General features: G+C 68.5%; 9 protein-coding genes and 1 pseudogene. All 10 read left to right on the forward strand.

What is annotated here, in order from left to right:
* Window positions 1-19: 19 nt before the first annotated feature.
* On the forward strand, window positions 20-694 hold the full coding sequence (locus I59_RS18470) for an L-threonylcarbamoyladenylate synthase (RefSeq protein WP_022905147.1): 675 nt from the start codon (window positions 20-22) through the stop codon (window positions 692-694).
* The gene (locus tag I59_RS18475; protein ID WP_022905148.1) at window positions 691-1,917 is read left to right on the forward strand and encodes an MraY family glycosyltransferase; all 1,227 of its coding nucleotides are present in this window, start codon (window positions 691-693) and stop codon (window positions 1,915-1,917) included. The genes I59_RS18470 and I59_RS18475 overlap by 4 nt, the downstream gene beginning before the upstream one ends.
* Window positions 1,914-2,393, forward strand: coding sequence for a hypothetical protein (locus I59_RS18480; protein ID WP_022905149.1), 480 nt, complete (start codon window positions 1,914-1,916; stop codon window positions 2,391-2,393). Before I59_RS18475 ends, I59_RS18480 begins: the two co-directional genes overlap by 4 nt.
* A 105-nt stretch (window positions 2,394-2,498) precedes the next feature.
* Window positions 2,499-3,359 carry a F0F1 ATP synthase subunit A gene (atpB, locus tag I59_RS18485; RefSeq protein ID WP_022905150.1) on the forward strand — a complete coding sequence of 287 codons (861 nt, stop codon included), beginning with the start codon at window positions 2,499-2,501 and terminating at the stop codon, window positions 3,357-3,359.
* Between the two features lie 58 nt (window positions 3,360-3,417).
* On the forward strand, window positions 3,418-3,660 hold the full coding sequence (gene atpE, locus I59_RS18490) for an ATP synthase F0 subunit C (protein WP_022905151.1): 243 nt from the start codon (window positions 3,418-3,420) through the stop codon (window positions 3,658-3,660).
* A 9-nt stretch (window positions 3,661-3,669) separates the two neighbouring features.
* The gene (locus I59_RS18495; RefSeq protein ID WP_022905152.1) at window positions 3,670-4,215 is read left to right on the forward strand and encodes a F0F1 ATP synthase subunit B; all 546 of its coding nucleotides are present in this window, start codon (window positions 3,670-3,672) and stop codon (window positions 4,213-4,215) included.
* 2 nt (window positions 4,216-4,217) lie between these two features.
* Entirely contained in the window at window positions 4,218-5,012 is a 795-nt protein-coding gene (locus I59_RS18500; RefSeq protein ID WP_022905153.1) for a F0F1 ATP synthase subunit delta, read from the forward strand.
* 110 nt (window positions 5,013-5,122) lie between these two features.
* The gene (atpA, locus tag I59_RS18505) at window positions 5,123-6,751 is read left to right on the forward strand and encodes a F0F1 ATP synthase subunit alpha (RefSeq protein WP_022905154.1); all 1,629 of its coding nucleotides are present in this window, start codon (window positions 5,123-5,125) and stop codon (window positions 6,749-6,751) included.
* Window positions 6,752-7,654 carry a F0F1 ATP synthase subunit gamma gene (locus I59_RS18510; protein ID WP_022905155.1) on the forward strand — a complete coding sequence of 301 codons (903 nt, stop codon included), beginning with the start codon at window positions 6,752-6,754 and terminating at the stop codon, window positions 7,652-7,654.
* Between the two features lie 47 nt (window positions 7,655-7,701).
* Window positions 7,702-8,371, forward strand: a pseudogene (locus I59_RS18515) (F0F1 ATP synthase subunit beta); the annotation flags it as partial.

Below are 8,371 nucleotides of genomic sequence, written 5' to 3' on the forward strand. Positions count from 1 at the left end.
CACTATCATCGTGCGAGTCATGGCCTCCCGATACGACTGCACCGACCCCGACGGCCTCCTCACCGGGATGCGGCTCGCACGTGCCGCACTCGGACGCGGGGAGCTCGTCGTCGTGCCCACCGACACCGTCTACGGTCTCGCCGCCGACGCGTTCAGCGCGTCCGCGGTGCAGCGGCTGCTCGACGCGAAGGGCCGCACCCGGCAGTCGCCGCCGCCCGTGCTCATCCCCGGGCCGCCGACGCTCGACGCGCTCGCGAGCGAGGTCCCGCAGCAGGTGCGCGACCTCGTCGACGAGTTCTGGCCGGGCGGTCTCACCGTGATCCTCCGCGCGCAGCCGTCGCTCGACTGGGACCTCGGCGAGACCCGCGGCACCGTCGCGCTCCGCATGCCGGACTCCCGGATCGCGCTCGAGCTCCTGCAGGAGGTCGGTCCGCTCGCGGTCTCATCGGCGAACAGCACGGGCGACCCCGCGGCGATGGACGTCGACGCGGCCGAGCGCATGCTCGGCGACAGCGTCTCGGTGTACCTCGACGGCGGGCCGATCGAGGTGCACGACGGGTTCGCGGCGTCCACCGGGTCGACGATCGTCGACGCGACCGGGCTCTCGACCGGGGGCAAGCTGACGATCGTGCGGCACGGCGTGATCCCGGACGACGAGATCGCGCGGGTCGTCGGGGCCGACCTGGTCGCGTGAAGTACTACCTGCTCGCGGGAGCCATCGCCGCGGTCGTGAGCTTCTGCATCAGCTGGCTGGTCTGGAAGCTCGGGGTCCGGTACGGCTGGTACCCGAAGGTCCGCGAGCGCGACGTGCACCGCACGCCGACACCGCGCCTCGGGGGCATCGCGATGTACCTCGGCGTCATCGTCGCGATGCTCGCGGCGTGGTTCCTGTTCCCGTCGATCGCGGGGACGGACTACTTCCGGCTGGTGTTCTCCGAACCCGGGCGCGTGCTCGCGGTGCTCGGCGGCGCGACGATCATCGTCGTGCTCGGCGTCGCGGACGACATCTGGGACCTGGACTGGATGACGAAGCTCGCCGGGCAGATCATCGCCGCCGGCATCCTGGCGTGGCAGGGGGTCGCGATCGTCTCGCTGCCGATCGGCAACACGCTCGGCGTCGGTTCCTCGTACATGAGCCTCATCTTCACGGTGCTGGCGGTCGTGCTGGTGATGAACGCCGTGAACTTCATCGACGGCCTGGACGGGCTCGTGGCCGGGGTCGCGATCATCGCCGGCGGGGTGTTCTTCCTCTACACGTTCTTCATCAACCGCGTGGTCGTGCAGACGGAGTTCTTCTTCAACCTGCCGTCGCTGTTGACGGCCGTCCTCGTCGGGGCGTGCTTCGGGTTCCTCATCCTCAACTGGCACCCCGCGAAGCTGTTCATGGGGGATGCCGGCGCGCTGCTCGTGGGCTTCCTGATGGCCACCAGCGCGGTGAGCGTGACGGGCAACATCGACCCCGCTGCCGTGCAGACCCGTCAGGCGCTGCTGCCGGCGTTCATCCCGATCCTGTTGCCGTTCGCGATCCTCATCGTGCCGATCCTCGACTTCGGCCTCGCGGTCACCCGACGGCTCAGCGCCGGCAAGTCGCCGTTCTCGGCGGACCGGAAGCACCTGCACCACCGGCTCCTCGACATGGGGCACTCGCACTTCCACGCCGTGCTCATCTTCTACGCGTGGACGGCCACGGTCGCGTTCGGTTGCCTCCTGTTCCTGTTCGTCGACTGGTACTGGGTGGTCGCGTTCGTGGCCGTCGGGTTCACCGTGTGCGCCGTCGCCACGTTCGCCCCGCTCGGCCGGAAGCGCACCGAGATCGCCGCCCAGACCGCCAACCGCTCCGCCGCCGTGGTGGACGCCAGCCTCGACCCGCTCGACCGGGCCGCCAACGACCGCACGATCCCTGGAGACATCACGTGACCGCACCGAACGCGCTCGACCACGTCCGGCCGGTGTTCCGCCGCATCCTCGTCTGGGCGGGCCTGCTCGCGCTCGGCCTCGCCGTCGTCGGGGGAGTCGTTGGGCTCCTCGTCTCCGGCACGCCCGGGCTCGTCGGGGGCCTGCTCGGCGCGGTGCTGAGCGTCGTGTTCCTCGGGCTGACCGCGCTGTCCGTCCTGGTCGCGCTCCGTGCCTCGAAGGGCCAGATGATCTCCGGCGCGTTCTTCGGCATCGTCATGGGGACGTGGCTGCTGAAGTTCGTGCTGTTCCTCGTCGCGCTCTTCCTGCTCCGCGGCCGGGACTGGGTCGACTTCCCGACCCTCGCGATCGTGATCATCGTCGGCGTGGTCGGCTCGCTCGTCATCGACGTCGTGGCGGTCGCCACCGCGCGGGTCCCGATCGACGTGCCGCTCCCCGGTTCCTCCTCGGCTCCTGGGAAGAGCGACACCCGCAACTGAGAGCCCGGGAAGCCTCCCGCACCTGATAGGCTTCTCGAAGTCCGCGTCCGGAGCCTGCGCTCGGAGCGGACGAGCCTCCACAAAGTCCACCATCGCGTGCCGTGTGTGCGCGCGCCGACACAGGAGACAGCGCTGCTATCCCACGCTCTTCCCCTGTCCCTCACCGCTGCGGTCAACCCCGTCGCGGCGGGGAGCAGCCAGGCCGCCGAGTTCCACGGTCCGTCGATCAACGAGTTCTTCCCTGACGCGCTCCTCTTCGCGGGCACGCCGTTCGAGATCGACCGCCTCGTCATCATCCGCTTCATCGCCGTCGCCGTCCTGCTGGTCATCGGCATCGTCGGGACCCGCTCGATGAAGCTCGTGCCCGGTCGCGGTCAGGCGCTCATCGAGTACGCGTTCGACGTCGTCCGTCGCAACACGTTCGACAACCTCGGCGAGAAGGACGGCAAGCGGTTCCTGCCGATCCTCGCCACCATCTTCTTCTCGGTGCTGTTCCTGAACCTGACGGGTCTGATCCCCGGGTTCAACCTGCAGGGCACCAGCCGCATCGCGTACCCGCTGATCCTCGCGGTCGTCGCCTACGTGGCGTTCATCTACGCGGGCCTCAAGAAGCACCCCGGCGCGTTCCTGCGCAATGCGCTCTTCCCGCCCGGGGTCCCGTGGCCGCTCTACATCATCGTGACGCCGATCGAGCTCGTCTCGACCTTCGTGCTCCGTCCGGTGACGCTGACGCTGCGACTGCTCATGAACATGGTCGTCGGGCACCTGCTGCTCGTCCTGTTCTTCGCGGCGACGCAGTTCTTCCTGTTCGACACCGAGGGCGCCTTCAAGCTCTTCGGTGTCGGGACGCTCGCGTTCGGCATCGCGTTCAGCTTCTTCGAGATCCTGGTCGCGCTGCTGCAGGCGTACGTCTTCATGCTGCTGACCGCTGTGTACATCCAGCTCGCGCTGGCTGACGAGCACTGACCTGCACTGACCCCCATACGGCACGGCATCCGCCGGGTCGCACCTGAAAGGAAAACACGTGGACGCAACGACCGTTCTCGCGGCAATCAACGGCAACATCGCGACGGTTGGCTACGGCCTCGCAGCGATCGGCCCGGCCATCGGCGTGGGCATCGTCGTCGGCAAGACGATCGAGTCCGTCGCTCGCCAGCCGGAGCTCCAGGGCCGTCTGACGACCCTCATGTACATCGGTATCGCCTTCACCGAGGCCCTTGCCTTCATCGGCATCGCGACGTACTTCATCTTCACCGGCACCAACTAAGGCCCCTCGATGCAGAACGCACTGATCATCGCGGCGGAGGAGACGCACAGTCCCCTCGTCCCGCCGGTGTACGACATCGTGTGGTCGGCCGTTGCGTTCGTCATCATCCTCGCGGTCTTCTACTGGGTCATCATCCCGCGGATCACGAAGATGCTCGACGAGCGCACCGAGGCCATCGAAGGTGGCATCAAGAAGGCGGAGGCCGCTCAGGAGCAGGCCGCCGCTGCGCTCGACGAGTACAACAAGCAGCTGGCGGAAGCGCGTGCCGAGGCGTCGCGCATCCGTGAGCAGGCCCGTGCAGACGCAACCGCCATCGGCAACGAGGTCCGCGAGCAGGCTGCCGCCGATGCCGCCCGCATCACCGCGAACGCCCAGGCGCAGATCGAGGCCGAGCGCCAGAGCGCGCTCCAGTCGCTCCGCACCGAGGTCGGCTCGCTCGCACTGGACCTCGCGTCCGGTGTGATCGGGGAGTCCCTCAAGGACGACGCGAAGTCGAACGCCGTCGTGGACCGCTTCCTCGCGGACCTCGAGGCGTCCAAGGCCGGGGAGCGCTGAGCATGCGCAGCGCCACCAGGGAAGCACTCGCGTCCACGAGGGCGGTGCTCGCCGACCTCGGCAGCAGCGCCGACCTGGCCACGGGTGCCGAGATCCTCGCCTCCGGGCGTGCGATCGCCGGTGCGCCGCAGCTGCTCGGTCTGCTGTCCGACCCGACGGCCGACCCGGCCGGCAAGAAGGTCGTCCTCGACCGCGTCTTCGCCGGTCAGTCGGACGCGACGCGTGCGGTCCTGACCGCGGTGGCCGGCTCGCGCTGGTCCTCGCAGCAGGACCTCCTCGCGGGCATCGAGGACGCGGGCATCCGCGCCGTCGCCGCCACTGCGGGGTCGGAGTCCTCCATCGAGTCGGAGCTGTTCGCCTTCGAGACCGCCGTCCGTTCGGACGCCGACCTCGAGTTGGCGCTCGGCACCAAGCTCGGCAGCCCGGCGGAGAAGGGCGCGCTCGTCGAGCGGCTGCTCGGCTCCAAGGCGTCGCAGCAGACCGTGACGATCCTCTCGGCGCTCGTGCAGCAGCCGCGTGGCCGTCGGATCGGCGAGCTGGTCCGCGACGCGAGCCGCATCGTGGCCGACCAGGCGGACAAGCTCGTCGCGACGGTCATCACCGCGACGCCGCTCGACGCCGGACAGTCCGCCCGCGTGGCCCGCGGTCTCGGCGAGCGGTACGGCAAGGACATCAGCATCAACCAGGTCGTCGACCCCTCGGTCGTCGGCGGGGTCCGGGTGCAGATCGGCGGCGACGTCATCGACGGCACCGTGTCCACGCGCCTGGCGGAGCTCCGGCTCCAGCTGGCCGGCTGAGCGTACCGTCGAAGCCGACCCACCCAGAGTCCACAACGGGAACTGTCGTCGTGACGGCAGCATCACCCTCTCGGAGCCGAAGGGCCCCGGAAACCAACAAGGAAAATCCCATGGCAGACATCACCATCAGCCCCGATGAGATCCGTGATGCCCTGAAGGACTTCGTCTCGAACTACGAGCCGACGAAGGCCTCCACGGCCGAGGTCGGGCACGTCACCGACGCCGGAGACGGCATCGCGCACGTCGAGGGCCTCCCCGGCGTCATGGCCAACGAGCTCATCCGCTTCGCGGACGGCACGCTCGGCCTCGCGCAGAACCTCGACGAGGACGAGATCGGCGCCATCGTGCTCGGCGAGTTCGACGGCATCGAAGAGGGCCAGGAAGTCACCCGCACCGGCGAGGTCCTCTCGGCCCCGGTCGGCGACGGCTTCCTCGGACGCGTCGTCGACCCGCTCGGCAACCCGATCGACGGTCTCGGCGAGATCCCGGCCGAGGGCCGTCGTGCCCTCGAGCTCCAGGCACCCGGCGTCATGTCCCGCAAGTCGGTGCACGAGCCGCTCCAGACCGGCATCAAGGCCATCGACGCGATGATCCCCGTCGGCCGCGGTCAGCGCCAGCTGATCATCGGCGACCGCCAGACCGGCAAGACGGCGATCGCGATCGACACGATCATCAACCAGAAGGCCAACTGGGACTCGGGCGACGTCGACAAGCAGGTCCGCTGCATCTACGTCGCCATCGGTCAGAAGGGCTCCACGATCGCCTCCGTCAAGGGCGCGCTCGAGGACGCCGGTGCGATGGAGTACACCACCATCGTCGCGGCACCCGCCTCCGACCCGGCCGGCTTCAAGTACCTCGCCCCCTACACCGGTTCGGCCATCGGCCAGCACTGGATGTACGGCGGCAAGCACGTCCTGATCATCTTCGACGACCTGTCGAAGCAGGCCGAGGCCTACCGTGCCGTGTCCCTCCTCCTCCGCCGTCCGCCGGGCCGCGAGGCCTACCCGGGCGACGTCTTCTACCTGCACTCCCGCCTGCTGGAGCGTTGCGCGAAGCTGTCCGACGACCTCGGCGCCGGTTCGATGACGGGTCTCCCGATCATCGAGACCAAGGCGAACGACGTGTCGGCGTACATCCCGACCAACGTGATCTCGATCACCGACGGCCAGATCTTCCTGCAGTCCGACCTCTTCAACGCGAACCAGCGTCCGGCGGTCGACGTGGGCATCTCGGTGTCGCGTGTCGGCGGTGACGCGCAGGTCAAGTCGATCAAGAAGGTCTCCGGCACGCTCAAGCTCGAGCTCGCGCAGTACCGCTCGCTCGAGGCGTTCGCGATGTTCGCGTCCGACCTCGACCAGGCGTCGCGGCGTCAGCTCGACCGCGGTGCGCGTCTGACCGAGCTCCTCAAGCAGCCGCAGTACTCGCCGTACCCGGTCGAGGAGCAGGTCGTCTCGATCTGGGCCGGCACCAACGGCAAGCTCGACGAGGTCCCGGTGTCGGACGTCCTCCGCTTCGAGTCGGAGCTGCTCGAGCACCTCCGCCGCAACTCGGACATCCTCACCACCCTGCGCGAGACCAACCAGCTCAGCGACGAGACCGTCGCCGCGATGGACCGCGAGATCGACGCCTTCACGAAGGGCTTCCAGACGAGCGACGGCAAGACGCTCGGCTCGGAGCAGTTCGAGTCCGCGTCCTCCGAGGACGTCGACCAGGAGCAGATCGTCAAGGGTCGTCGCTAGATGGCAGCGCAGGTCCGGGTCTACCGACAGAGGATCAAGTCCGCGAAGACCACGAAGAAGGTCACGCGCGCGATGGAACTGATCTCGGCGTCGCGGATCCAGAAGGCACAGGCCCGCATGGCCGCGTCCGGTCCGTACTCGCGGGCCGTGACGCGGGCCGTGTCGGCCGTGGCGACGTTCTCGAACGTCGACCACGTGCTGACCACGGAGCCCGAGTCGTCGACGCGAGCCGCGGTGGTGCTGTTCACCTCGGACCGCGGTCTGAACGGTGCGTTCAGCACGAACGTCCTCAAGCAGGGTGAGGAACTCGCGTCCCTCCTCCGCAGCGAGGGCAAGGAGGTCGTGTTCTACCTGGTCGGCCGCAAGGCCGTGGGGTACTTCGGTTTCCGTGAGCGCCCGTCCGAGCAGCAGTGGGTCGGCGGCACCGACCAGCCCGAGTTCTCGACCGCCAAGGAGATCGGCGACGCCGTCGTCGGCAAGTTCCTCCAGGACACGGCCGAAGGCGGGGTGGACGAGATCCACATCGTGTTCAACCGCTTCGTGAGCATCGCGACGCAGGAGCCGCAGGTCGTCCGGCTGCTCCCGCTCGAGGTCGTCGAGGGGGTCGAGGCGCCGTCGAACGACGAGCCGCTCCCGCTGTACGAGTTCGAGCCCGACGCGGACGCCGTGCTCGACGCCCTGCTCCCGGTCTACATCGAGAGCCGCATCTTCAACGCCATGCTGCAGTCGGCCGCTTCCGAGCACGCCGCCCGCCAGAAGGCCATGAAGTCGGCGAGTGACAACGCGGACTCCCTCATCCGTGACTTCACCCGCCTCGCGAACAACGCGCGTCAGGCCGAGATCACGCAGCAGATCTCCGAGATCGTCGGCGGCGCCGACGCCCTCTCGTCGAAGAAGAAGTAGTCCGCGTCGTTCGCGGACAGTTACCCACCCTCAGGAAGGCACCAGCCATGACCGACACCGCCACCACCGCGGTCGAGACGTCGTCGGCGCCCGGTGTCGGCCGGATCGCCCGTGTCACGGGTCCCGTCGTCGACATCGAGTTCCCCCACGACGCCATCCCCGAAATCTACAACCTCCTGCACACGACGATCACCATCGGTGACTCCTCGCAGGAGATCGGCCTCGAGGTCGCGCAGCACCTCGGCGACGACCTCGTCCGCGCCATCTCGCTGAAGCCGACCGACGGTCTGGTCCGTGGCCAGGAGGTCCGTGACTCGGGCGCTCCGATCTCGGTCCCCGTCGGCGACGTCACCAAGGGCAAGGTCTTCGACGTGCTGGGCAACGTGCTCAACACCGACGAGGCCATCGAGGTCACCGAGCGCTGGCCGATCCACCGCAAGGCCCCGGCCTTCGACCAGCTCGAGTCCAAGACCACGATGTTCGAGACGGGCATCAAGTCGATCGACCTCCTCACCCCGTACGTGCAGGGTGGCAAGATCGGTCTCTTCGGTGGGGCGGGCGTCGGCAAGACCGTCCTCATCCAGGAGATGATCCAGCGCGTCGCGCAGGACCACGGTGGTGTCTCGGTGTTCGCCGGTGTCGGTGAGCGCACCCGTGAGGGCAACGACCTCATCGGCGAGATGGAAGAGGCGGGCGTCTTCGACAAGACCGCCCTCG

This window comes from Curtobacterium sp. B8, from assembly GCF_000333315.1.
Taxonomy (GTDB): domain Bacteria; phylum Actinomycetota; class Actinomycetes; order Actinomycetales; family Microbacteriaceae; genus Curtobacterium; species Curtobacterium luteum.

Bases quoted from the DNA above. Each gene is read 5' to 3' on its own strand.
- I59_RS18495 (WP_022905152.1), top strand. From the start codon at position 3,670: ATGCAGAACGCACTGATCATCGCGGCGGAGGAGACGCACAGTCCCCTC.
- I59_RS18510 (WP_022905155.1), top strand. From the start codon at position 6,752: ATGGCAGCGCAGGTCCGGGTCTACCGACAGAGGATCAAGTCCGCGAAG.
- atpA (WP_022905154.1), top strand. From the start codon at position 5,123: ATGGCAGACATCACCATCAGCCCCGATGAGATCCGTGATGCCCTGAAG.
- I59_RS18470 (WP_022905147.1), top strand. From the start codon at position 20: ATGGCCTCCCGATACGACTGCACCGACCCCGACGGCCTCCTCACCGGG.
- I59_RS18500 (WP_022905153.1), top strand. From the start codon at position 4,218: ATGCGCAGCGCCACCAGGGAAGCACTCGCGTCCACGAGGGCGGTGCTC.